Source organism: Pseudoclavibacter sp. JSM 162008, from assembly GCF_041366455.1.
In the GTDB taxonomy this organism is placed as follows: Bacteria; Actinomycetota; Actinomycetes; order Actinomycetales; family Microbacteriaceae; genus Pseudoclavibacter.
Genome location: NZ_JBEWYX010000028.1, coordinates 1 through 23,911, shown reverse-complemented (window position 1 = coordinate 23,911; position 23,911 = coordinate 1). Strand labels below are relative to the sequence as shown.

Genomic DNA, 23,911 nt, shown 5'->3' with positions numbered 1-23,911 from the left:
GGGCGCGGCGAAGGTAGCGTGGTGCACGTCGAGGTCTTCCGGCGGATGGGCAGTGTAGGAACTTCCATCCTGGAAGACCTCGACCCCTATCCACGAACCCCGACTACACCCTCAACTGCGAAGAGCCCTCTTGACTCTCGTCTTGAGCGTGCCCTCGTCGGGCCCATCGGCCCCGGGATCCTGGGCCTCGGCTTGCATCTCCTCGTCGCTGCGCGCACCCTGCACGCCGCCCGAGAAGAAGATGACGGGCAGCACCGGGAGGATGCACGGCGATATTCCCGTGATGAGGCCTCCGAGGAAGCCGATGAGTCCTAGCGAGATCATGTTGCGCTCCCTGCAGCGTGGCTGTCAGGCGGTCAGTGATGCCTGTGAACGGAGTTCGGAGCGGTGTCCGTTTCGGTTTGGTCTCACCACCTCTTCTGTTGCTGGAGGAGGTCACATCCCGGGCCTAGGAGGGGCACCCATATGTAAGGACTCGAAACCCGCGATTGCGACGCCCCAGAATTTATTCCGAACTTTTCCAATCCGTCCCGGGAGGGCCTCCGAATGTCTCAGTGAACCGCAACGGATGCGGCTCCGGCCCACCGGCCGAGAAATGAGGAGTGAAGTTATGCGCACTATCACCAGGAAGGGCTCACTCGCCCTCCTCTCGCTGGCGGCCATCTCGACCTTCGGCCTGGCAGCCTGCTCGAACTCGGCCCCCACGGCTGAGCCTGACGCCTCGATGGAAGCGTCCCCCATGGAGACGACCATGGAGTCGCCCATGGAGACCTCCATGGAGACGATGGACCCAGCCGCCAACCTCGTTGGCCCCGGCTGCGCGGACTACGCGGCACAGGTGCCGGACGGCGCTGGCTCGGTTCAGGGCATGTCCCAGGACCCGGTTGCGGTCGCGGCCTCCAACAACCCGCTGCTCACGCAGCTCACCGCAGCGGTCTCCGGACAGCTCAACCCTGATGTCGACCTCGTCTCGACGCTGAACGGTGGCGAGTTCACGGTGTTCGCACCGGTGGATGAGGCCTTCGGCAAGATCGATGCCGGCACGATCGAGACGCTCAAGACCGACGCGGACCTGCTCTCGGGCATCCTGACCTACCACGTCGTCGAGGGACAGATCCTGCCTGACGAGATCGCTGGCGAGCACACGACCGTCCAGGGCGAGACCGTCACCGTTGAGGGCTCGGGCGACGACCTGACCGTCGGTGCCGGTGGCGCCAAGGTCATCTGCGGTGGAGTCCAGACGGCCAACGCGACTGTCTACCTGATCGACTCGGTGCTCATGCCGCCGTCGAAGATGTAAGGCAGTACCTACTAACACAAATAACAGATAAGGCCCCGGATCTTGCATCCGGGGCCTTTCTCTGATTCTTTTTGCGCATTTGGCGGATATGACCGCGATTATCACAGGAAGAGCACGGCTTTCCGAGTGTTCGCGCACAGGATTTCCATATACCGATATCCGGGGTCCACAATGGACTGTCCGGTGAAGAGCCTGGCTGCACCGCTGAGCGCCACAAGCGCCACAAGAGGCGGCCAGCGTCCGACACCGGCGACTACAGTCAACATCGAACTTTGGAGCTCTCATGGGATTCCTCGCATTCCTCCTTCTCGGACTCATCGCCGGGGCCATCGCGAAGCTCATCCTGCCCGGCAGGCAGGGCGGCGGATGGATCGCAACCCTCATCCTCGGCGTCATCGGCGCACTGCTGGGTGGATGGATCGGCACGGCGCTCTTCGGCGCTGACGTCGACTCGTTCTTCTCGCTGAGCAGCTGGCTGCTCGCCATCGGCGGGTCGCTCATCGTGCTCGTCATCTGGGGCTTCATCACAAGCCGCGGCAGCAAGAACAAGGCGTAAGACGCCTCGCACGACCAGAACAGCGGGTCCCGGCAATCGCCGGGGCCCGCTGTTCTGCGTTGAGCTGTCACGAAGAGCTCAACACTCGGGCACGCGGGCGCGGGCACAGGCGCGATGCGATGCACAACCTGCAACGCTCGGCACGACAAAAGACCCGGCTGCCAGAACGGCAACCGGGTCTTCATCTGTAGCTGGAGAGAGATTCGAACTCTCGACCTCACGATTATGAGTCGTGCGCTCTCACCAACTGAGCTACCCAGCCAAGGGTTTCTGCAACAGACATCTGCTCCAGAATGGAGCCCCGAGTCGGGTTTGAACCGACGACCCCTTCCTTACCATGGAAGTGCTCTACCACTGAGCTATCGGGGCGAGATGCCAATCGAGCTTGTGGCTCGGAATGGCACCAGATGAGGATAGCACCTCACGGAACCCCGTGAGAACACGACCCTCGTCGTGGACCGCGTGTTACGCGCCAGCGCTTTCGCCTGGCATCGTGACGACCGTGGAAACCACGTTGAACTGCGTGAGGAAGGCGATCGGGTCGATCTTGTTGCCGTCCGCCGTGTGCACCTCGAGGTGCAGGTGGGGGCCAGTGGATGCGCCCGTGTTGCCGACCTTGCCGAGCTCGTCGCCGACCTTGACGACGTCGCCGACCTTGACCGAGATGGAGCCGGTCAGCATGTGGCCGTAGACGCTCTCGTAGCTCTGCCCGTTGATGACGTGCTCGACGATGACGTGCACGCCGAGGCCGCCGTTGTCGGTCGGAGTGACGCTCTTGACGGTGCCGCCGGCGATCGAGCCGATCGGCGTGCCCTGAGCGGGTGCGAAGTCGATGCCCATGTGGTTCGTGCTGCCGATGCCACCAGGCGAGACGCGAGGACCGAAGTCGTCGGTGATCGCGACGCCGACCGGGAACGGCCACTGGACCGTCGAGGAGAGGTCGTTCTTGTAGGTGCCTCGGTCGACGAGGCTCATGAGGTTGGCGGCGGTGGCCGACCCCATCGTGGTGACGGCGTACGCGTCTTCGCGCTCGACCGTCGTGCCTTCGCCACCGGAGACCGTGAGGGTCTGGCCGGGAACCGAAGAGACGGCGTCGGCCAGCGCTGCTGCGCTGTCGCCTGCGACCTGGTCTTCCTGAGTGGAGGTCGCGTTGGCGGGCATCGTCGAGACGACGGCGATGGTCGCCGCGAAGCCGAGTGCCGTGACGCCTGCCGCGCCGCGGAGGAGGGCGCCGCGCTTCTTGTGCGACGACTCCGAGTTCTTGACGCGGACGAGGCCGCGGCGGCCGGTCTTGCTGTCGACCTCGGGGCGAAGAGCCTGTTCGTTGCGTGCGAAGCTCAGCGGCACTTCGAGGACCGCGACCGAAGCGCGCTCGATGCGAGCGGTCGACTCGGTCTCGTCGGAGCGGATCTGCGCGACTTCGGCGATGCTCGGCGTGACGATGGACGCGGGGGCCGGTGCAGGTGCGGAGACGACGGGCGCCGCCTCGGCGATCGACACGACCTGCGGCGCAAGGGCCGCGGTGATGACGGGGGCCGTCTGCACTGGAGTCGAGGTGCGCTCCGCCTCGCGGCGGGCACGGCGGGAGGTGAATGCCTCCGGCGTTGCCTCTGGCGCGCTAGCCGCGAGCGATGCGAGACGCTCTGCTTCGCGGAGTTCTCGACGGGTCATGGGCGCCGGCTGAGCCTGCTCCTGGCCCGATGTGAGAAGGGAAGTCAACGATTCATATCCTTACCGCGGTTTATAACGAACTGGTAAATAGTAACGCGCAGGTCACGGAAACTTCAAGGTCTCCGGAGAATCGAGGCTCTGTGTGGCCCGTCGCGAGGGTCGGCCCATCGACCGCGTGGCCAGCAGTCACGCGGGAAGGCGCGGGAGCCAACGACGTTTCAAGTCGGGCGTAATTCTTGCTGTCGAGCGCACCCCGGGCGTGCCACTGTGACGGATTCAGAGGCCAACCCCAGGAAGCACCGTGACCAGATCGGCCAGCTCGACCTCGAGACCCGGCTTCGCGGCGATGATCAGACGCCGCCCTTCGCGCCCCATCGCCTCGCCCACGACGATGGCTCCGGCCTCACGGGCGACCAGCGCCGCCCCTGCGTGATCCCACGGGTTCAGCCCCGACTCGTAGTACGCATCCAGCCGATTGATCGCGATGTTGCAGAGATCAAGGGATGCGGCGCCCACGCGGCGCAGATCGCGCACGCGGCTGGCAAGCGTCGTCCACTGCTCCGCCTGCTGCACACGACGCTCGGCCGAGTAGCTGAAGCCCGTGCCGACGAGAGCGAGCTCGAGAGGCGGGGCCGCGTCCACGTGCAGCCGCTCGCCGTTGCACCAGGACCCCTGCCCGCGCATGGCAGTGAAGGACTCGCGACCTTCCGGGTTGACGACGGCTGAGGCGAGCGCGGTGAAGCTCGAGGGCTCAGAACCTGGATTGCCGAGAACGACCGCGACGCTCACCGAGTAGTTCGGGTAGCCGTAGAGGTAGTTGACGGTGCCATCGATGGGGTCGACCACCCAGGTCAGTCCTGTCTCGCTTGCCGTGGCGTCCGACTCCTCACCGAAGAAGCCGTCGCCGGGGCGCAGCTCCTCGAGACGGCGGCGGATGTGGGCCTCTGATTCCCGGTCAGATGCGGTGACGATGTCCACCGACGACGACTTCGTGTCGGCGACCGCCACACCTTCCTTCCGGCGCGCAGCCACGAGATCGCCGGCCTCCGTCGCGAGCGTCACCGCGATGTCGAGGAGTTCCCGTAGCTGCTCGGGAGCGAACTGATCGGCGTCTGGTGCAGGTGAGGAAGCGTCGCGTTGGGTCACCGCTGGAGCGTAGCAAGCGCGCCCTTCGCGGGTTGATTCTGTGTTCATGTTTGTTTCTCTTGTTTTAGGTCTGCTTCGGGCGTACGCTCTCCACCAGAACCAACACCCGGATCGCACAGGAGCATCCATGTACGCAACGGAGCGGCACGCGCTCATCCTCGAACGCATCACCCAGCACGGGAAAGTCGCCGTGCGCGAACTCGCAGGCGACCTCGACGTCACCCCCGAGACCATCCGTCGCGACCTCGACCAGCTCGAGCTCGAGAACCTCGTCAGACGAGTCCACGGCGGAGCGGTCAGCAACGCCCTCGGCAGCCTCGCCGAGACCGCCGTCGCCGAACGCCAGCCGCTCAACCACGACGCGAAGGTCCGCATCGGGGAGGCCGCCGAGCGACTCATCCCGCGCGGCTTCACCGGCTCCATCCTCATCGACGCCGGGACGACCACCGCCGAGATCGCCGCGGCCCTCGTGCGACGACCCTCAGACGAGCTCGCGAAGCTGCAGGTCATCAGCAACTCCCTGCCCATCCTCGCGCTCCTCGCGGCGCACAGCGAGCTCACGACGATCGCCATCGGCGGGCGAGTGCGAGGCCTCACGAGCGCCGCCGTCGGCCCGAGCGCCCTCGCCCAGCTCGCCGCGCTCCGCCCCGACCTCGCCTTCGTCGGCACCAATGGCATCAGCGCCGAATTCGGGCTCAGCACCCCAGACCCCGACGAGGCGGCAGTGAAGTCGGCCATGTGCCGAGGCGCCCGCCGTGTGGTCGTCGCCGTCGACGCCTCCAAGTTCGACCAAGACGCCCTCACCCACATCGCGCCGCTCTCCAGCGTCGATGCCCTGGTCACCGACCAGCCCCCGCGTGCGGCACTCGCCGCCGCGCTCACCGAGAACGACGTGGAAGCAGTGCTCGCATGATCGTCACCGTCACCGCCAACCCAGCAATCGACAAGACCCTCGCCCTCCCCCACCCGCTCGCTCGAGGTGAAGTCCAGCGACTCACCGGCAGCGAGTCGCAGGCGGGCGGCAAGGGCATCAACGTCTCCCGCGCCCTCCGCGCCTCCAAGCTCGACAACCTCGCCATCTTCCCCGCATCCGCAGACGACGACTTCACGCACCTCGTCGAAGCCGAGGGGCTCCGGATGCTCCCCGTCCGCATCGAAGGCAAGGTGCGCACCAACTTCGCCGTCACCGAGACCGACGGCACCACCACCAAGCTCAACGAGCCCGGCCCGCACCTCAGCGCCGAAGAAGCAGACGCCCTCGTCGCCGCCGTCGTCGCCGCATCCCACGGCGCCGACTGGCTTGTCCTCGCGGGCTCCCTGCCGCTCGGAGTCGACTGCTCCTTCTACGCAACGCTCATCGAGGCCGTTCGCGCCGAGCTCGGCGACGCATCACCGCGCGTCGCCGTCGACAGCTCAGACGCCCCGCTCGAAGCACTCCTCGCATCCGGAACCCGCGTGCAGCTCATCAAGCCGAACGCCTTCGAGCTCGCCGACCTGAGCGGCATCTCCGACGGAGACACCCTCGAAGCCGACCCGCAGCTCGCCGCCGACGCTGCGGGGAGAGCCCTCGAACGGGGAGCCGACGCCGTGCTCGCCACCCTCGGAGGAGCAGGCGCCATCTACCGAGACGCCACCACCAGCCTCTTCGCCACCCCGCCACCCACTCGCGTGCGCAGCACCGTCGGAGCAGGCGACTCGTCGCTCGCCGGCTACCTGCTCGCGAGCGTCACCGGGGCCACCCCCGAACGCGCCCTCGCCCAAGCCGTCGCCCACGGAAGCGCCGCAGCTTCCCTCCCCGGCAGCGGAGTCCCGTCCCCCGAGCAGACACAGCCGGACCTCGTCCGCATCGACCACCTCGCCACCACCGGCGAACACAGCAACAGCATCGCAACCAGCACCAAGGAGAACGCATCATGACCACCTACATCACGCCAGGGCTCGTCGCCCTCGACGTCGACCTGGGTGCGGACAAGACCGATGTCATCCGCAACCTCGCCGAACGCGTCGTCTCGCAGGGCCGCGCGACCGACGCCGCAGGGCTCGCCGCCGACGCCCTCGCCCGCGAAGAACAGGGAGCAACCGGCGTGCCCGGCGGCATCGCCATCCCGCACTGCCGCTCCGGCGCCGTCACCGAGGCCACGCTCGCCATGTCGCGCCTCAACCCGGGTGTCGACTTCGGCGCCCACGACGGGCCCAGCGACCTCGTCTTCTTCATCGCCGCCCCCGACGGCGCCCACGACGAGCACCTCCAGATGCTCTCCAAGCTCGCCCGCTCCCTCATGGTCCCCGAGTTCAACGACTCGCTCCGCGCCGCGACCACCGCGGAAGAGATCGTCGCGATCGTCGAGAAGGCGCTCGAGCCCGAGGAAGAGAAGTCGGCAGCCGCGGCCGCACCCGCGGCTCCCGCCGCGAGCGGAGCATCCACCGGCCCCGTCATTGTGGCCGTCACGTCCTGCGCGACCGGCATCGCCCACACCTTCATGTCAGCGGATGCGCTCACCGCGAAGGCCAAGGAGATGGGCATCGAGTTCTACGTCGAGCCGCAGGGCTCCTCGAAGGTCACCCCGCTCGACCCCGCGATCATCAAGCGTGCAGACGCCGTCATCTTCGCCAACGACGTCGACGTGCGCGACCGCGGCCGCTTCGCCGGCAAGCCGGTTGTGCAGTCGCCCGTGAAGCGCGGCATCGACCACCCGGACGAGCTCCTGGGCGAAGCCGTCGCAGCAGCCAAGGACCCGAACGCCAAGCGCGTCCCGGCCGCCGACTCCAGCGAAGCCTCCGAGAACAACGCCAACGAGAGCATCGGCGCCCGCATCAAGCGCTGGCTGCTCACCGGCGTCAGCTACATGATCCCGTTCGTCGCAGGTGGCGGACTCCTCATCGCGCTCGGCTTCCTCCTCGGCGGCTACGACATCGTCAGCGACGGCCGCAACACCGACATCATCCTGCAGAACTCGCTCTTCAACCTGCCGCCAGACGAAGCGACCCGCTCGGGCCTCCTCGTCTACCTGGGTGCCGTCGCATCCGCCATCGGGCAAGCCTCGATGGGCTTCCTCGTGCCAGCCCTCGCCGGCTACATCGCCTACGCCATCGCCGACCGCCCAGGCATCGCGCCCGGCTTCGTCGCCGGTGCCGTCGCAGGCATCATGGGCGCCGGCTTCATCGGCGGCATCGTCGGTGGCCTCATCGCAGGTGGCGCGGCCTACTGGATCGGCTCGTGGAACGTGCCCCGCTGGATGCGCGGCCTCATGCCGGTCGTCATCATCCCGCTCGTCGGCTCCATCATCGCCTCCGGCCTCATGGTCATCCTCCTCGGCGGCCCCATCGCGGCCCTCACCAACGGCCTCAACACCTGGCTCACCGGCCTCACCGGCGCCAGCGCCGTGCTCCTCGGCATCATCCTCGGCACCATGATGTGCTTCGACCTCGGAGGCCCCGTCAACAAGGTCGCCTACGCGTTCGCAGTCGCCGGCCTCGGCGCCGGATCCTTCGACAACCAGGCACCCTGGATGATCATGGCCACCGTCATGGCAGCCGGCATGGTCCCGCCGCTCGCCATGGCACTCGCCACCACCATCGCACCGCGCCTCTTCTCCCCCGTGGAGAAGGAGAACGGCCGCGCGGCCTGGCTCCTCGGTGCAGCCTTCATCTCCGAAGGCGCCATCCCGTTCGCCGCAGCCGACCCGCTGCGTGTGATCCCCGCGAGCATCCTCGGCGGCGCCGCCACCGGTGCCATCACCATGGCCACGGGCGTCACCTCGCAGGCACCCCACGGCGGAATCTTCGTGTTCTTCGCCATCGGCAACCTGCTCTGGTTCGTGCTCGCGATCCTCATCGGAACCGTCATCTCCGGCCTCACCGTCATCGCCCTCAAGAAGTGGGTGCGCAAGGCTCCGGTTGACGCCGACGTTCCGGCCGCCGCCTCGCTGCAGGGTGAGCTGGCGCACTAGGTCGCTCGCGTCGCGGACACCTCCCTCTGACTCGGGATGGGTTCCGCGCTTCGGGATGGGTTGCACCCCATCCGGAAGCGTGGAACCCATCCCGAGACTCGTTGCAAGAGCGTCCGCGCACGGGACCGGTGCGATGTCGTCCATCCCAGTAGTCCGCATCGTTACTCCAGCGAAACTTCCCTGCGGGCATACTCACACTATGGACTTCATCAACGAACTCATACTCGCCGGCGGTGACTTGCTGTGGACGTGGGCAGTGCTGCCCATCCTGGCCCTGCTCGGTGTGTACTTCACCATCCGCTCCGGCGTGGTCCAGTTCCGCCTCATCCCGGAGATGTTCCGCACCCTCACGAACAAGACCCCCCTCAACGAGGCGGGCGAACCGCAGTCGGTCTCCGCGTTCCAGGCATTCACGATCTCCGCCGCATCGCGAGTCGGAGTCGGCAACATCGCCGGCGTCGGCACCGCGATCGCCATCGGCGGACCAGGCGCGGTGTTCTGGATGTGGGCGATGGCCTTCATCGGCGGCGCGTCGAGCTTCGTGGAGTCCACGCTCGGGCAGCTCTACAAGGTGCGCGACAAGGACAGCTTCCGCGGCGGGCCCGCCTACTACATGCAGTACGGGCTCAAGTCACGCTGGATGGGCATCCTCTTCGCCGTCATCCTCGTCATCTGCTTCCCCTTCGCCTTCAGCTCCCTTCAGGCGAACACCATCTCGGCGACCGTCTCCGCGAGCTTCGACGGCGACGTCAGCTGGATCCCGTGGGTCGTCGGCATCGTCCTCGCCATCCTGACGGCGCTCGTCATCTTCGGCGGCGTGCACCGCATCGCCTCGATCACGCAGGCCGTCGTGCCCCTCATGGCCCTCATGTACCTGCTCATCGGCATCGTCATCGTCGGCATGAACATCGACCAGCTCCCGGTCGTGTTCGGTCAGATCTTCACCCAGGCGTTCGGCTTCAACGAGGTGCTCGGCGCCACCGTGGGCACCATCATCATGACCGGCGTCAAGCGAGGCATGTTCTCCAACGAGGCAGGCCTCGGCTCAGCGCCGAACGCCGGCGCCAGCGCGGCAGTCACCCACCCCGTCAAGCAGGGCCTCGTGCAGACCCTCGGCGTCTACTTCGACACGTTCCTGGTCTGCTCGATCACCGCATTCATCGTCCTCGTCTCGACACCGGACCTCGCGGGGGCGGAACGAGGAATCGCCCTCACGCAAGCGGCCGTCGTCGGGGCGCTTGGGCCGTGGTCGAACATCCTGCTGAGCATCATCATCTTCCTGCTCGCGTTCAGCTCGATCATCGGCAACTACTACTACGGCGAATCGAACATCGAGTTCATCAACCCGAACAAGAACGTGCTCCGCGTCTACCGCTTCGCCGTCGTGGCCGTCGTCCTCCTCGGATCCATCGCCTCGGCCGACCTCATCTGGAACACTGCAGACGGCATCATGGGGCTCATGGCGCTCGTGAACCTCGTCGCCATCGGCCTCCTCTCCGGCGTGGCCTTCAAGCTGCTGAAGGACTACACCGATCAGCGCAAGCTGGGCAAGGATCCCGTCTTCACGCGCTCACGCCTCCCGGAGCTCCAGGGCGTGCACTGCTGGGAGAACGAGCTCAGCGTGACGGGCCCCGTCACCGTCGTCGACGAAGCCAAGGCGCGCGGCTGATCCGGCGCAGCTGAGGCAGCGCACCTGCCGCGCAGAACAGAGCCGGGCCCGCATCCACTGATACGTGGATGCGGGCCCGGCTCTTCTCGGTGACGCTGGAATCAGCTCTCCTTGGTGTGCGGCTGCGCGTCGCGCCCGTCGACGTGGGCATCGATCTCGGACTCGTCGGCGTCGCTTCCGATCGGCGTCCTGTCGATGTCGGGGATGCCGTCCTCGTTCATGTCGTCGCTGCGAGCGCGCTTCGCGTCGTGACGCAGCGTGATCGCGGCGAGCACGGCCGCGAGGAGGCTGCCGCCGAGCACGGCGAGCTTCGCAGCCGCCGTGTGCTCTGAGTCGGGGAACGAGAGCTCGGCGATGAGCAGCGAGACCGTAAAGCCGATGCCGGTGAGGAAGCCGACCGGGAGCAGGTCTCTGACGCCGATCGCGTCGGGGAGCCTCAGCGGTGTCAGCTTCACGACGAGCGCCGTCATGCCGAGCACGCCGATGAGCTTTCCGAGCACGAGTGCCGCTGCGATCGCGATGAACACGGGCTGCGAGACCACCGCTCCGAGACCATCACCGTCCACGATGTTCACACCGGCGGCGAAGAACGCGAAGACGGGCAGCGCGAAGCCCGACGAGAACGGACCGATCTTGTCGCCGAACCGATGCGTGCGCGAGTCGGTTTCGCCGTGCACCTTCTTGGATGGCACGCAGAACCCGAGCAGCACACCCGCGATGGTCGCATGCACGCCCGCCTCGTGCATGAGCACCCAGGCGATGATCGCGATCGGCAGCAGCAGCCACCAGGAGGGGCGCTTGGAGCGGACGACGAGCAGGAAGACGCCGACCGCGACGAGCGATCCGAGCAGCGCGAGCAGGTTGATGCCCGCCGTGTAGAAGATGGCGATGATGACGATCGCGAGGAGGTCGTCGACGACCGCGAGCGTCAGCAGGAAGGTGCGGACTCCGCGCGGGAGGCCGCGTCCGAAGATGGCGAGGACTCCCAGGGCGAAGGCGATGTCCGTCGCAGTCGGGATCGCCCAGCCGTGGAGCGCCGAGGTGTCGCCGAGGACGGACACCGCGATCACGTAGAGGATGGCCGGCATCGCCATGCCCGCGACGGCGCCGAGGACTGGCACCGCCGCCTCCTTCGGCTTGCGGAGGCTGCCCGAGACGAACTCGTGCTTCAGCTCCACGCCGACGGTGAAGAAGAAGACCGCGAGCAGGCCGTCGGCCGCCCAGGTCGCGAGCGACAGGTCGAGGTGGATGGCGGCTGGCCCGATCGTGATCGCGCTGAGCGCCTCGTAGCCTCCGCGCCACGGCGAGTTCGCCCAGATGAGGGCGATGGCGGCCGCGAACAGGAGGAGGGCCCCTCCGGTGGTCTCGCGCATGATCCACGCGTTCAGTCGCGCGAAGCCTGTCGGTCGAGTGGCGGGTGCTGTCATGGTTCTCCTGACGTCTGAGACCGGCCAGCGGGTTGTGGCACAGCCGCCGACCAGACTTCCCGGCACACCGGGAGTCGAGTCTACCGCTCGCCCGGCGTGCATCGCAGCGCGCATGCGGACGCGGCGCGGCGTTCAGAGGCCGCGGGTGAGGACCTCGTCGAGGGCTGCGACGAACGTGTCGGCGCTCGCTTTCGTGAAGCACAGCGGCGGCTTCACCTTCAGGACGTTGCCGCGGTCGCCGGTGGGCTGCACGACGATGCCGATGGCGAGCATCCGGTCGCAGAGGGCGAGCGTCTCGGCCGCGGCCGGCTCGAGGGTCTCGCGGTCGCGCACCAGCTCGATGCCCTGGTACAGCCCGCGCCCGTGGATGGCGCCGATGAGCGGTTGCCGTTCGGCGAGGTCCAGCAGCTGCTCGCGCAGGTAGCCGCCGATTTCGCGCGCGTTCTCCTGCAGCCGGTCGTCGCGCATGATGTCGAGCACGGTGACGCCGAGCCTCGCGCTGAGCGTGGAGCCGCCGGCGGAGGAGAAGAAGGTGCCCTGGTCGGCGAGGGCCTCGGCGATCTCGGAGCGCGTGATGACGGCGCCGAGCGGATGCCCGTTACCCATGGCCTTGGCAACGGTCACCACGTCCGGAACGATGGGCTCGCCGTCAGGGCCGGCGTGCTGTTCGAAGCCCCAGAACACGTCACCCTGCCGCCCGTACCCGACCTGGACCTCGTCGGAGATGACCACTCCCCCGCCGGCGCGGACCGCGTCGTAGACGGCAGCGAGGTAGCCCGGGGGCACCTCGATGGCACCCGCGTTGCCGTTTCTCGGCTCCGCGATGAACGTGCCGACTGGGGTTCCCGCGGCGGCGAGGCGCTCGAGCTCGGTGAGCGCATCCGCCGCATACCGCTGACCCGCGTCCTCCCCACGATGCGTGCCCCGGTAGGCGTTGGGCGCGTCGAAGGCGTGCACCCATGGGGCGCGTAACTCGGCGGCGAGCGGGTTGTCGGAGGTCGACGTCGAGACGGCATCGGCCGCGTACGACCAGCCGTGGTACGACTCCTCGACGCAGGCGACGTCGTCGCGCCCCGTGAACGCCTTCGTGAGCCGGAGTGCGAGGTCGACGGCCTCGGTGCCACTGTTGACGAGCAAGACGGTGTCGAAGGTGTCGGGGAGGGTCTCGAGGAGCCGGGCGCTGAGTTCGGCGACCGACGCGTAGTTGAACCGTGAGTTGGTGTTGAGCATGCGCCACTGCTGCGCGATCGCGTCTGCAAGCACGGGATGCCCGTGGCCGAGGGCCGTGACGTTGTTGACCATGTCGAGGTAGTGGCGGCCATCGGTGTCGATGAGCATCTCGCGCCAGCCGCGCTCGAACTGCGGCGGATGCGCGTAGTAGTGGCCTTGCAGGGGCGCGTAGGTGTCGAGTCGCGCGCGGAGGGTCTCGTCGGCTCCTGTTCCGGCTCCAGCTCTGCCCCCGCTCGGAGCGAGCCCGATGAGCTCGCTCGGGTCGCCGATGACGGCGAGCCAGGCCGGGAACTCCTCGGCGGTCACGAAGCGCGGCACCGGCGCGGCAGCGGCGTCCACCGCCGACACCTCGCCGAGTTGCAGGGAGACCTGCGCCCAGCCGGCGATCTCGGCGAAGGGGTCACCCTCGTCGACGCGAGTGGGGACAGCTGCGCTCTCCCCTTCGAGCGAGCGGCCCTCGACGAGCCCGCGGGCACCGGCGATCACGAGTGTGCGCGTGCCGTCCGTCAGCGTGACGTGTCCCTCGGCCGAGGACACGAGGCCCGAGAACGGTGCCGTCAGTGCGAGGTCGCCTGTGCTGTACAGCTCGACGCCGGTGGCGACGTTGGCGGGGGCGTCGCGGGAGACGCCCACCGAGCGGGTGAGTCTCGGCTCGCCGAAGCGAGTCGCGGCGACCCCGCACGTGCGGGCGGCGAGCAGCAGCAGCTGTGCCTCGGCTTCGGCCCCTTCGTCACCGAGCCAGGAGCCGTCGCGCAGTGCGGTGCTCGTGTGGTCGAGGGTGACGACGCGGGTGCGGCGGGCGAGTTCGGGGTCGAGGAGCGTCGCGCCGCTGGGTACCGTGGCTGGCCCTGGCGCGACCGTGCGTCCGAGTGCTCGTCGGATCGCGGCCGTCGCGACGCGCGAGTCGAGGGCGGCCGGGACAGCGAAGATGGTCCACTCGCGCTCGAGGGCCTCCTCGGCATAGTCGTTGCCCTCGTCGATGGCGACCTGCTGCAGGCCGCTGACGACGAGGGTCGCGCCCCGGAGCACGATGAGCGGCCAGAGCGCGTCGATCTCGGCGTCGGTGAGCGGCACGACCGCGTCGAAGGCGCGGATGAGCGGCAGCACGGCGAGGGGGCGAGCGGGGTCGTGGTGGAACACGGCCGTGCAGGCGACCGCCAGCTCGGCGATGCGCCACCCCGTTCCCACGTCGCCGAAGTCGATGATGCCGGAGAGCTCGGGGCGGCCGAGCGCGCCGGCCGTCGCGACGAGGTTGTCGTCGGTGAGGTCGCCGTGGATGGCCTGCAGCGGCAGTTCGTGCTTGAGGGGAGCCAGCGCGGCCGTGACGTCCTCGAGCGCGCCGAGCACGAAGGCCTGGCGTTCGGGCTCGGTGACGTAGCCGATGAGCTCCTCGACGAGCTGCTCGCCGACTCGCAGATCCCACTGCAGCTCGCGGTCGAGACCGGGATGCTCGAAGCCGGCGAGCGTCGCGACGACCTGCCCGACGAGCGTGCCCATGGCCGCGATCGTGTCGGCGGAGAAGTGCTCGAAGTCGATGAGGGGCGTGCCCTCGACGAAGGTCAGCAGGCGGATGCTGTGCGGCGACCCCTCGACGTCGGCCGTCTCGATGTCATGGCCGTTGACGCTGGGCAGCGGGGCGGGCGACGGGTGGCCCGCCCCGAGCATCCGCCGCATGGCCTCGTTCTGCGCCTCGATCTCGTCGCGGCGCACGGCCCGGTTGCTGACCTTGAAGAGGACGCGGCGGCTCGGCGCGTGCGGGGGTGAACCCGGCTCGGTGAACAGGAAGTTGCGGTCCTGCTGGCTGCCGAGCTCGCGAACCTCACCAGCGACGCCGTACAGCTCGGCCGCGAGGCGACGCACCTCGTCGATCGTGATGTTCGGGCGCGGCAGACCCTCTGCGAACGACGGAATGCCCTCTGCGAATGCGGCCATGACTGCTCCCCCTCGAGTCGCCGACCGGTGCGCGGTCGAACCGAGGCAATGCTAGCGGCGGCCGCCGACATCGCGATCGAGGGCGAGCACCCGGCAGCGCCAGGAGTTTCGAGTTGGAAACCTCACTTCGTTGTGGGAACTTTCCCCGAACGAAGCGAATCTTCCAGCCCGAGAAGGCTGGTCCTGCCGTTGCAGCCACCAGCGGGGGGACGCCGATGCTCGAACCACGCCCGGCGTGCGCGGCTGGGGATGGGTTCCGCACTTCGGGATGGGGAGCACCCCATCCCGAAGTGCGGAACCCATCCCGAGACCCCGACGACGAAGCATGCTCGACGATGGCAGCCCGACGACGCTGGACGACGCCCGGAAGCGGGCGTGCCCTACGCGAGTTCTTCTGCGAGCTTGCGCGCTCCGCGGACCGCGATGGCGACGCTCATGAGCGTGGGGTTCATCGTGGTGGCGGTGGGGATGAGTCCGTTGCCGCCGACGTAGAGGTTGTCGATGCCCCAGACCCGCGAGTAGGGGTCGGCGACGGTGGTGCCGTCGTCGTTCGCGCCGGCGCGCATCGTGCCCTGGTAGTGGAGGCTCGAGCCGTTCGGCAGGAGGCGCGGTTCGGCGATGAAGGTGCCGAGTTTCTCGCCGGCGCGGCGAAGGTGCGCCTCTCCGTCGGCGATCTCCGCCTTCTCGACGTCCGTGAGCGCGTAGTCGACGGTCATGTTGGGGAAGCCGCGATAGTCGAGCTCGTCGTCGTGGAACGTGATGCCGTCCTCGACGCGCGGGTGCTTGCGCATCCCGTATCCCATGTTGACGTAGCCCCAGCGGTTGCCGGCGTGCGGATGGGCGGGGTCGAGCGGGAACGGCGGGTTCTCGGCGTACATGACCTGCAGGGAGAAGGGATGGTCGGGCTCGGAGAAGGGGATGCGGTTGACGGCGCCGACGGGGTCGGCCGGGTTGAGGGCGCGGCGGGCGAGCTCCTCCTCGAGGTCGGCGTCGGTGGCGAATCGCGCCATGCCCTCGGGGTCGAGGGCGACGGTCGAGATGACGACGGGGTGCTCGGTGAGGTAGCGGCCGAGGGCGGCCGGGCGGATGCCGGACGCCCAGAGGAGCTGCGGCGAGCGGAAGGCGTCGGCGGCGACGACCACGGCGTCGGCGGCGACGAAGCTCGTCTCTCCCGTGCGAAGGTCTTCGACGGTGATGCCCGTGACCCGAGCGTCGGCGCCCGGACCGTCGCGTTCGACGCGACGCACGAGGGTGAGGTCGCGCAGCTCGAAGCGCTCCGCGAGGGGGTTGCCTGCTTCGATGAGCGGGCCGAAGACGACGTCGGCGCCCGCCCAGCGGACGGTGCCGTCTGGCTGCGCGTCGCCCGCGACGGGGAGCGTGCCCGGCCCGAAGCCCTCCGGCAGTTCTGCGGAGAACTCCTCGGAGAGAAGCGAGCGGATCGCAGCGCCCACGCCGGAGTCCGCGAAGGCCGCCGACTGCACGTGCAGCAGTCGCTCGGCGCTCACGATGAGCTCATCCCATTCGGCGTTCTCGATGAAGTCGACGCGCTCGCTGAACTCGGGGGCGGGGGTCGCGCAGGTCCAGTGCGCGCCCATGCCGCCGACGTTGGTGGAGGCGGCCGCAGCCGGGAACGTCTCGGTGTGCGCGGAGCCCTCGCCGCCGAAGTCGAGGAGGTGCGTGCCCTGTCGGGCCGTGAACATCCCTTCGACGACGGCTGCCTTCGGGATGCCGAGCGACTCGCGGAAGTCGCCTGCCTGGGGCCCTTGCGACCGCTCGCGGGCCAGTTCCTTCTCCGTCGGGTCGGCGATGTTGCGAACGCTCTCGCCGGGGGTGTCGGTGAGCTGCGGTCCGGCTTCGAACATGGTGACGTGCACGGCAGGGTTCGTCTCGAGGAGGATCCGCGCGTAGGCGGCCCCGATGGGTCCGCTGCCGACGATCGCGACGACTGGGTTCTTGGTCATGGGCTTCCTCCTTGGAAGTGAGGGGTGAGTGGATGCGGCTGCCGCGCTCAGGCGCGCGACGCCGGCTCGTTCTGGGGTTCGACGACGGGGATGCTCCCCGTCTCGTTGGAGAGGCGCCCTGGCGGGAGCAGCAGCGCCGCGACGAAGCCGACGGCGTACGCGGCGGAGAGGCCGATGAAGATGGGCGCGAAGACGTCGCGGTAGATCTGTGCGACGGTCGCCTGGAAGGCCGCGTCGCTGCCGTGCACGAGCTGCGGTGTGAGGCTCGCGGCGTCGAAGCCGATGGGCAGCATGGCGGCGACGCCGGCCCCGATCACCCCGCCGATGATGGCGGTCGTGACGGTCGACCCGACTTGGCGGACGATGTTGACGCTCGCCGTGACGGCGCCCGTGGCGTTCTTGGGGGCGGCGCTCTGCACGACCGCGACGATGAGGCTCATGAACGAGCCGGTGCCGAGCCCGACGGCGAACATGACGACCATCGGCACCCAGAGCGCGAGGCCGACGGGCAGCATCGACATGATGATGAGCCCGACGGCGCCGAGTGCCGTGCCGACGATCGGGTAGACGCGGTAGCGACCCGAGCGGCTGGCGAGGAAGCCCGTGAGCAGGTTGCTCACGAGCATCCCCATGACGGTGGCGATGGGCACGAGCCCCGAGACGGTCGCGGTGGTGCTGTACGCCATCTGCACGTAGGTGGGGAGGTAGGCGGTGATGGAGAAGAGGCCGACACCGATGATCGCGGAGAGCGCCGTGCCCGCGGCGACGGTGCGGTTCTTGAAGATATGGAGTGGCACGACCGGGTTGACGGCGCGCGCCTCTGCCCAGAAGAACAGCGCGAACGCGGCGAGCGCGATGCCGAAGGCCGACAGCGCGGACGTGAGCAGCTCGGGGTCGGAGACCCAGCTCACGCCGAGCACGAGGGCGACGAGTGCCGCAGTGAAGGCGACCGAGCCGAGGACGTCGAATCCGGGAGCCGCGGCGCGGGGGATGCTCGGGATCGCGACGAGCGCGAAGATCAGGGCGGCCACGCCGACGGGGAGGTTCACCCAGAACACCCACTGCCAGCCCCAGTTGTCGGCGATGATGCCGCCGAGCAGCGGTCCGATGAGGATCGCGACGGGGAACGCCGCTCCGATGATGGCCATGTACTTGGGGCGGGCGCGCGGGCTCGTGACCTGGGCGATGATCGTCTGCGACATGAGCTGCAGGCCAGCTGAGCTCATGCCCTGGAAGACGCGGGCGACGATGAGCAGGCCCATGTTCGGGGCGAAGCCGCACGCGAGGGAGGCGATGAGGAACAGGACGAGCGACGACAGGAACACGGCGCGGGGCCCGACGATGTCGCCGAGCTTCCCGAGCACGGGCAGGAGGACGGTGCTCGCGAGCGTGTAGCTGACGACGACCCAGCCCATCTGCTCGAGCGCGCCGAGGTCGCCCGCGATGGTCGCGAGTGAGGTCGACACGACCGTGTGGTCGAGGGCGCCGAGGAAGGAGACGGTGAGGAGGGATGCGACAAGGAGACGGAGTCTCAACGGTGAGAGTGGCATAAAAGGGCCCGAACGATCGGACGATCTACGCGACATGGTGTGCCCTCGGCCGCTGCGTCGCGGCCGGTGACGGGTTCGGGGAACCCCTGCGTCGGACCTACCCTACCGAAACTTATGTTGAAAAACAACTAAAGATGGCCAGCAAGTCGCTCATGTCCGCCTCGCTGAGGCGGCAGCCCAGCCTCGATCTGCCGCTGGAGCTCCAGGTCGGCGAGCACGCCGGACAACTCCGCGCTGATGTCGCCACGCAGTTCGGAGACACGTACCGCCTCGATCGCACGACGCAGCTCTCCGCGCACCCGATCTTCGTAGCCCGACCCGACCAGCTGCTCGCCGTGCGCGGAACGCACCACACCGCTCGCATGACCGGTCCCGGCGTCAACGATGACCTCGACCTCTGACGCACCGAGCGCGGAGACCCGCAGCCACGGAGGGCCGGAGCTCCGCCGCCAGGACAGCGTTACCGGCGTGCCGGGCTCAGACTCGGCCAGGGCGGTCGCGCCCCTGGGCTCCCCTCGCACAGCCGTCAGCGTCAGCTGCGACCCGGTCAGCACCCGAGCCCAGCCGAGCGCGTCGCGCAGGACGCCGCTCGAGGCGGCGCCCCCGACCTCGACAGTGACCAGTCGAGCCCCATCCGTCAGAGGCTCCACGAGCGCACCCACCCCATCAGCGAGACCCCTCGGGAGGAACCGCCGCGCGACCAGCACGGGTACGCAACCCGCCACCGATGCCACGCCTGCGCTCATCGGCGCACCTGCACCGGCGCCCGCGCGCACCTGTGTGCCCGAGTTCGCTCCCACTCCCGCACTCGCATCCGCCACCGCATCCAACAGGACCACCTCGTCGACGACGACACCGAGCGCGCCCGCGGCCAGGGCGGCGTCGAGCCCGGCAACCCAGCCACCCGTGACACGGCCGTCCACGACAACCACCGCCCCCGCCGCCCCTCCCGCAGCCTCCGCACTCAACGGCAGCGCTTCGATCGCCGCGCGATAGGCAGCCAGGACGTCGTCACGAGGGCCGACCGCGTCACATTCGAACGGCGGCACGAAGACGGGCACGCGCGCGCTCACGAGGCGCTCGCCTGGATGTGCGCCGCGGCGGCCGCGGCGAGCTCGAGGGCGTAGCACGTGTCCCCCAGCTGCTCGTCGTACTCCAATGGGGCACCGCCGTCGAGGAGTTCCGCGAGGGCCAGCCATTCGGCCTCGTAGCCGTCACGCGGCGACCTCGGCGGTGAGCTGACCGTCCCGTCAGCCTGTCGAACCGTGACGTGAGCGGCACCGTCGTGCACAAACGCGGGCGGGAAGTGGACATCGACGCGTGCCTCTCCCGCCGACACCGTCAGCCGCCAGCACGCATCTGCCCCGTCCTCCCGCATGACGGCCGCGATCTGCACGTGGGCGCCACCCGAGCGGTAGCCGAGAACGAACCCGACCGGAGCGACGAAGCGCGCGAAGTCGATGCCATCGATCCCGGGAAGCAGGTCGCGCACGGCGGGCAGGTCGTGGATCGCGAGGCCCGACACAAGCTGCCGCACGATGCCCGCCTGCACATGGGCGGGGAGCCCGGGCGGTGGACGCCGCACGGAAGAGGCCTCGCCCGCAGGAACCTCGGTGACCAGCCGGTGGTAGCGGTCGTTCGGCGGCAACGACAGCGTGACCCGCACGCTGTCGACCGGCGCGCGCAACTCCCCGATCGCGCGCCGAGCCTGCACCCACCCGGGGTCATAGAGATGGTTGGTGCCGATGAGCAGCGCGACTCCCCGCTCGCGACACGCGGCAACCAGCGCTTCCGCCTCCGCGACGGTCGTGGCGAGGGGTTTCTCGCAGAGGATGCCAACCACCCCGGCGTCGAGGGCGGCCTGCACGTGCGCCGCGTGCTCGGCGGGCGGTGAGCAGATCAGTGCGACCTGCACGCGCTTGTCCTGGAACAGCTCGTCGACACCCGAGCTGCTGCTCGCACCCGCACGATCGGCGAGTTCGGCCGCGCGGCCACTCCCCGAGTCGGCGATGTGAACAACCCGGAACAGCTCAGGGAAGCGAGCCAAGGTGGGGAGGTGGAGCGCGGAGACACCCGGCCCGGCCCCGATGACGCCGACTGACCACATGCGACCACTTCCTTATGCGCTTTTGTATGTTTCGTGCGAAAGATCGTTGTGGACGAACGTATCTGGGTGCTTCCTGCGGCGCAAGGTCGACATATTGGGTACAGTTCGCCCATGAGAGAGTCAACGCTCCGCTTCGGCGCCCAGACCGATGAGGTCACGAGCCTTCTCCGCGTCGTCAACCTCGTGCGAATGGGCGAAGCCCAGACCCGCCCGCAGATCGGCACCGTCACGGGCCTCGGCCGAGGGGTCGTCACCCAGCGAGTCGAGCAGGCGATCAGCATGGGCTTCCTCGAAGAGGGCGACGTCGGCCCCTCGTCTGGCGGCCGCGCCCCACGCACGTTGCGCTTCCGTGGCGAGAGCGGCCTCATCGTGGTCTGCGCCCTGGGCGCGCTGCACATCCACGTCGGCCTGGCGCAGCTCGAGGGCGACGTGATCGCGCAGGCGCACCTGGACTGGGAGATCTCGCGCGGCCCCGCCGAGACTCTGGATGCCGCCCTCGGTCTCGTCGAAGAGCTCCTCGCAGCCGACACGAAGACGCGCGGCAGCGAGCTGCCCGTCTGGGGCATCGCCGTCGGCGTCCCGGGCCCCGTCGACTTCGACTCCGGCCGCCCCGTGGCCCCGCCCATCATGCCCGGTTGGAACGGCTTCGATATCCGCCGCCGTTTCGAGCAGCGTTTCGATGCGCCCGTCTGGGTCGACAACGACGCGAACCTCCTCGCGCTCAACGAGCGCACGAATCGCCAGGTGCCCTCGGTCGACCTCATCTACGTCAAGGTCGGCTCCGGAATCGGCGCGGGCCTCGTCTCGCGCGGGCGCATCCACCGCGGCGCGAACGGCGCGGCGGGAGACATCGGCCACGTGAAGGTGTTCGGCTCGACCTCGCAGTGCCGGTGCGGCAAGATCGGCTGCCTCGAAGCGGAGGCGGGCGGCTGGGCGCTTGTCCGCGACGCCCAGCTCGCAATCGACGCGGGGGACGACGGGCTCCTCGCGCGGCGCGCCCGTGCAGGGGAGGAACTCAACCCCGAGCTCATCGCGATGTGCGCGGAGGACGGCGACGCGCTCGCCATCCAACTCGCGCAGCGCTCCGCGAAGATCATCGGCGAATCGATCTCCGCCCTCGTCAACATGTTCAACCCGAAGGTCATCGTGGTCGGCGGCGCCCTGGCCTCCGCCGGCGAGATCTTCCTCGCCGAGGTCAGGCAGCGCGTCTACGAGCACTCGCTCCCTCTCGCGACGCGCGACCTCAACATCGTCGTCTCCGCCAACGACGTGCGAGAACCCCTGCGTGGCGGTGCGGCGATGGTGCGCGAGCAGCTCTTCGAGGAGACGTTCACGCGCTGGTTCGCGGATGGGCGTCCCACGATCTCGGGGCTCGCGCTCGGGCGCTGATCGCGGGGACCGCGCTCGGTGGCACTTCTGCAGAGCACCCTACTTCTTCCGATTTTAGACATAAGCAGGTAGATTCACTTCTAAAGCCGAAGATGGCCGTCACAAAGGAGTGTCATGCCCAGCAACGCCACGCGCATCCGCGCACCCCGGGGAGCGCGCTCGTGAGCCTCGCGATCCTGCTCGACGACGCACTGCACAGCGACGGCGCAGGCTTCTCCCTCCGCGTCTCACTGCCCTGGATCCGCTCTCTGCCGCTCGCGAGCCTCCACGACCTCCGTGTGACGATCGACGGAGACGACGTGCCGCTGCCCGAGCTCGCACCCAGTCCGACGTGGTGGTTCGTGCAGGACAGGATCGTCGTGAGCTCCGACGTGAGCCTCGAGGCAGGCACGCACGAGGTGCTCGTCGCCTTCAAGCTGCTCATCCCCAACATGGGTGCGGGCCCGGGCCAGCCGCTCATCCTCCCGTTCGCGGCCGCCCGCCGGCTGCAACTGGATGCGCCGCTCGAGGCCCCGCGCGCATCCCGCGACGTGCCGCTCGAGGCCGTCGGGAGCCCAGCGTGAGCGCGCAGCTGCCCGAGGGGTGGACGCTCGCCGCATCCGCCTTCAACTGGTCGCCCGAGCTCATGGTCGCCGACCGCACCTCGCCAGAGATCGCGGCGTCGATCAGCGCTTCCGGCGTCGCGGGCGTCATCGAGCTCGAGGCAGCGCAGACCTGGCGCACGTTCCCGAGCCCGACGGACGCCGAGACGGCGAGCATCCGCGAGACCCTCGACGCCACGGGCACCTCGGTGAGCATCGTCGGTGCGAGCCTCGACGACTGGCTGACGGCGACAGCACGTCGCTCAGAGGACGAGCGCTACGAGTTCCTCCTCCCCCAGCTGCGCGGCGCACAACGACTGGGCGCCGAGGGGATCCGCCTGCCGATCGGCCAGGCCGGACCCGCGCTCCTCGAGCGGCTCCTCCCCGACCTGCACGAGCACGGCCTGACGCTCTACGAGGAGCTCCAGGGTCAGCAGTCGCCCGACAAGCCGCAGCACGCGGCCGCCGTCGAGGCGATCGCCGCGATCGACGATCCCCGCATCCGCCTGCTCGTCGACATCAGCATGCTCATGCCGTCGCTGCCGCCGAGCTACCTCGCGAAGCTGCGGGCCGGTGGGGTCGACCCGGCACTCGTCGATGCGCTCGAGCGCGACTGGCGGAACCCGGCGACACTCGCCGCCGTCCAGGGCGCGCTCCGCGACGGCACCGTGCCGCCGCAGGTGCACACCATGTTCATGAACCTCGTCATCCGGTTCGGGCGGTCGGATGCGCGGGATCTGCGCGGCATCCTGCCCCTGGTGAGTGGCGTGCACCTGAAGTTCTGGGACCTCGACGACCGCGACGGTCGCATCTCGAACCCCATCCGGGAAATCTCGGCTGAGCTCGCCGGCGTCGGCTTCACGGGCACGCTCTGCAGCGAGTGGGGCGGCCACGAGTGGATCGACTCGCTCACGCCGGAGCAGGCGACGCGCGCCCACCTGGCGCTCGCCCGCGAGGCGATCGCCGAGGGCGCATCCACGCCGGTGGCTGCCTGACTGCCGCCGTCCGCGCAGAAGAGTGCGGCAGCTGCAGGCTCCCATCCTCGGGAGCATGCATCTGCCGCACTCTTGTCGCTGGACTGGCTGGCCCTGCTTAGTCCTGCTTGGTCGAGAAGGCCGAGTCGAAGGCCGCCTCCGACGGGCGGTACGTGGAGAGCTTGCGCACGAACCCCAGCGCCTCAGGAGCACCCACGAGGCGGTCCATGCCCGCGTCCTCCCACTCCACCGACAACGGCCCCTCGTAGCCGATCGCGTTCAGCATGCGGAAGCAGTCCTCCCACGGCACATCCCCGTGCCCGGTCGAGATGAAGTCCCAGCCCCGCCTCGGGTCAGCCCACGGCAGGTGCGACGACAAGCGCCCGTTCCGGCCATTGCTGAGGCGCTTCTTCGTGTCCTTGCAGTGCACGTGATAGATGCGGTCCTGGAAGTCCCACAAGAACCCCA

Annotated in this window: 19 protein-coding genes and 2 tRNA genes; 9 read left to right on the top strand and 12 right to left on the bottom strand. The window is 68.8% G+C overall.

What is annotated here, in order from left to right; all coding sequences use genetic code 11:
* Positions 1 to 111 precede the first annotated feature (111 nt).
* A complete protein-coding gene (locus tag ABVF28_RS16685) occupies positions 112 to 324 on the bottom strand; it encodes a hypothetical protein (RefSeq protein WP_371031387.1) in 213 nt (70 codons plus the stop codon).
* 286 nt (positions 325 to 610) lie between these two features.
* Here ABVF28_RS16685 and ABVF28_RS16680 point away from each other — a divergent pair, with 286 nt between their 5' ends.
* The gene (locus tag ABVF28_RS16680) at positions 611 to 1,300 is read left to right on the top strand and encodes a fasciclin domain-containing protein (RefSeq protein ID WP_104252061.1); all 690 of its coding nucleotides are present in this window, start codon (positions 611 to 613) and stop codon (positions 1,298 to 1,300) included.
* 283 nt (positions 1,301 to 1,583) lie between these two features.
* Complete coding sequence (locus tag ABVF28_RS16675) at positions 1,584 to 1,856, top strand: GlsB/YeaQ/YmgE family stress response membrane protein (RefSeq protein WP_371031386.1); 273 nt, start codon at positions 1,584 to 1,586, stop codon at positions 1,854 to 1,856.
* Positions 1,857 to 2,044: 188 nt separating this feature from the next.
* On the opposite strand, the gene ABVF28_RS16670 is transcribed toward ABVF28_RS16675, so the two are convergent.
* The 4 genes from ABVF28_RS16670 to ABVF28_RS16655 all read right to left on the bottom strand — a co-directional run bounded on the left by ABVF28_RS16670 (position 2,045) and on the right by ABVF28_RS16655 (position 4,673).
* Positions 2,045 to 2,118: transfer RNA gene (locus tag ABVF28_RS16670), tRNA-Met, on the bottom strand.
* Positions 2,119 to 2,150: 32 nt separating this feature from the next.
* Positions 2,151 to 2,225 (bottom strand) — tRNA-Thr (locus tag ABVF28_RS16665).
* Between the two features lie 96 nt (positions 2,226 to 2,321).
* Positions 2,322 to 3,575 carry a peptidoglycan DD-metalloendopeptidase family protein gene (locus tag ABVF28_RS16660; protein ID WP_371031385.1) on the bottom strand — a complete coding sequence of 418 codons (1,254 nt, stop codon included), beginning with the start codon at positions 3,573 to 3,575 and terminating at the stop codon, positions 2,322 to 2,324.
* A 228-nt stretch (positions 3,576 to 3,803) separates the two neighbouring features.
* Positions 3,804 to 4,673, bottom strand: coding sequence for an inositol monophosphatase family protein (locus tag ABVF28_RS16655; protein WP_371031384.1), 870 nt, complete (start codon positions 4,671 to 4,673; stop codon positions 3,804 to 3,806).
* Positions 4,674 to 4,800: 127 nt separating this feature from the next.
* Here ABVF28_RS16655 and ABVF28_RS16650 point away from each other — a divergent pair, with 127 nt between their 5' ends.
* The 4 genes from ABVF28_RS16650 (at position 4,801) to ABVF28_RS16635 (ending at position 10,292) form a co-directional block, all read left to right on the top strand.
* Positions 4,801 to 5,586: a DeoR/GlpR family DNA-binding transcription regulator gene (locus tag ABVF28_RS16650; RefSeq protein WP_371031383.1), complete on the top strand. Its 786-nt coding sequence runs from the start codon at positions 4,801 to 4,803 to the stop codon at positions 5,584 to 5,586.
* On the top strand, positions 5,583 to 6,590 hold the full coding sequence (locus tag ABVF28_RS16645) for a 1-phosphofructokinase family hexose kinase (protein ID WP_371031382.1): 1,008 nt from the start codon (positions 5,583 to 5,585) through the stop codon (positions 6,588 to 6,590). Before ABVF28_RS16650 ends, ABVF28_RS16645 begins: the two co-directional genes overlap by 4 nt.
* A complete protein-coding gene (locus tag ABVF28_RS16640) occupies positions 6,587 to 8,623 on the top strand; it encodes a fructose-specific PTS transporter subunit EIIC (protein ID WP_371031381.1) in 2,037 nt (678 codons plus the stop codon). Before ABVF28_RS16645 ends, ABVF28_RS16640 begins: the two co-directional genes overlap by 4 nt.
* A 199-nt stretch (positions 8,624 to 8,822) precedes the next feature.
* Entirely contained in the window at positions 8,823 to 10,292 is a 1,470-nt protein-coding gene (locus ABVF28_RS16635) for an alanine/glycine:cation symporter family protein (RefSeq protein WP_371031380.1), read from the top strand.
* Positions 10,293 to 10,393: 101 nt separating this feature from the next.
* Here the strand turns inward: ABVF28_RS16635 and nhaA are convergent, their stop codons facing one another.
* The 6 genes from nhaA to ABVF28_RS16605 all read right to left on the bottom strand — a co-directional run bounded on the left by nhaA (position 10,394) and on the right by ABVF28_RS16605 (position 20,499).
* Positions 10,394 to 11,719 carry a Na+/H+ antiporter NhaA gene (gene nhaA, locus ABVF28_RS16630; RefSeq protein ID WP_104312979.1) on the bottom strand — a complete coding sequence of 442 codons (1,326 nt, stop codon included), beginning with the start codon at positions 11,717 to 11,719 and terminating at the stop codon, positions 10,394 to 10,396.
* Between the two features lie 132 nt (positions 11,720 to 11,851).
* Complete coding sequence (locus ABVF28_RS16625) at positions 11,852 to 14,881, bottom strand: aminotransferase (protein ID WP_371031379.1); 3,030 nt, start codon at positions 14,879 to 14,881, stop codon at positions 11,852 to 11,854.
* A gap of 380 nt (positions 14,882 to 15,261) precedes the next feature.
* Complete coding sequence (locus ABVF28_RS16620) at positions 15,262 to 16,842, bottom strand: GMC oxidoreductase (RefSeq protein ID WP_371031378.1); 1,581 nt, start codon at positions 16,840 to 16,842, stop codon at positions 15,262 to 15,264.
* Between the two features lie 47 nt (positions 16,843 to 16,889).
* Entirely contained in the window at positions 16,890 to 18,392 is a 1,503-nt protein-coding gene (locus tag ABVF28_RS16615) for an MFS transporter (RefSeq protein ID WP_371031377.1), read from the bottom strand.
* A gap of 128 nt (positions 18,393 to 18,520) precedes the next feature.
* Complete coding sequence (locus ABVF28_RS16610) at positions 18,521 to 19,465, bottom strand: hypothetical protein (protein WP_371031376.1); 945 nt, start codon at positions 19,463 to 19,465, stop codon at positions 18,521 to 18,523.
* A complete protein-coding gene (locus tag ABVF28_RS16605; RefSeq protein WP_371031375.1) occupies positions 19,462 to 20,499 on the bottom strand; it encodes a Gfo/Idh/MocA family protein in 1,038 nt (345 codons plus the stop codon). Before ABVF28_RS16605 ends, ABVF28_RS16610 begins: the two co-directional genes overlap by 4 nt.
* Positions 20,500 to 20,610: 111 nt before the next feature.
* Between ABVF28_RS16605 and ABVF28_RS16600 the strand changes: the two genes are divergently transcribed.
* The 3 genes from ABVF28_RS16600 (at position 20,611) to ABVF28_RS16590 (ending at position 23,464) form a co-directional block, all read left to right on the top strand.
* Positions 20,611 to 21,888: an ROK family protein gene (locus tag ABVF28_RS16600; protein ID WP_179557791.1), complete on the top strand. Its 1,278-nt coding sequence runs from the start codon at positions 20,611 to 20,613 to the stop codon at positions 21,886 to 21,888.
* Between the two features lie 92 nt (positions 21,889 to 21,980).
* Complete coding sequence (locus tag ABVF28_RS16595; RefSeq protein WP_371031374.1) at positions 21,981 to 22,451, top strand: hypothetical protein; 471 nt, start codon at positions 21,981 to 21,983, stop codon at positions 22,449 to 22,451.
* A complete protein-coding gene (locus tag ABVF28_RS16590) occupies positions 22,448 to 23,464 on the top strand; it encodes a restriction endonuclease subunit R (protein WP_371031373.1) in 1,017 nt (338 codons plus the stop codon). Before ABVF28_RS16595 ends, ABVF28_RS16590 begins: the two co-directional genes overlap by 4 nt.
* Before the next feature lie 97 nt (positions 23,465 to 23,561).
* Here the strand turns inward: ABVF28_RS16590 and ABVF28_RS16585 are convergent.
* On the bottom strand, positions 23,562 to 23,911 hold a 350-nt coding region (locus ABVF28_RS16585; RefSeq protein ID WP_371029011.1), incomplete at its 5' end, for a sugar phosphate isomerase/epimerase family protein.